Below are 250 nucleotides of genomic sequence, written 5' to 3'. Positions count from 1 at the left end.
ATGATTGGGGTGAAGTCGTAACAAGGTAGCCGTATCGGAAGGTGCGGCTGGATCACCTCCTTTCTAAGGAATATATACAAGACGTGACGGTCTTTGTTCGTTCAGTTTTGAGAGTATAATCTCTCATATGTTATATGGGCCTATAGCTCAGCTGGTTAGAGCGCACGCCTGATAAGCGTGAGGTCGATGGTTCGAGTCCATTTAGGCCCACCATATAACTTTCATAACGGGGCCTTAGCTCAGCTGGGAG

1 tRNA gene and 1 rRNA gene are annotated in these 250 nt (G+C 47.6%); both read left to right on the top strand.

The window, feature by feature from the left end:
• A 16S ribosomal RNA gene (locus ACQCVH_RS25415) occupies positions 1-63 on the top strand; the annotation flags it as partial.
• Between the two features lie 73 nt (positions 64-136).
• A tRNA-Ile gene (locus ACQCVH_RS25410) sits at positions 137-213 on the top strand.
• Positions 214-250 lie beyond the last annotated feature (37 nt).

This window comes from Bacillus infantis (assembly GCF_050107595.1).
GTDB classification, from domain to species: domain Bacteria; phylum Bacillota; class Bacilli; order Bacillales; family Cytobacillaceae; genus Bacillus_AB; species Bacillus_AB infantis_C.
Note: the sequence above shows the minus strand (reverse complement) of the source record. Positions and strands in the feature narration are given on the sequence as shown.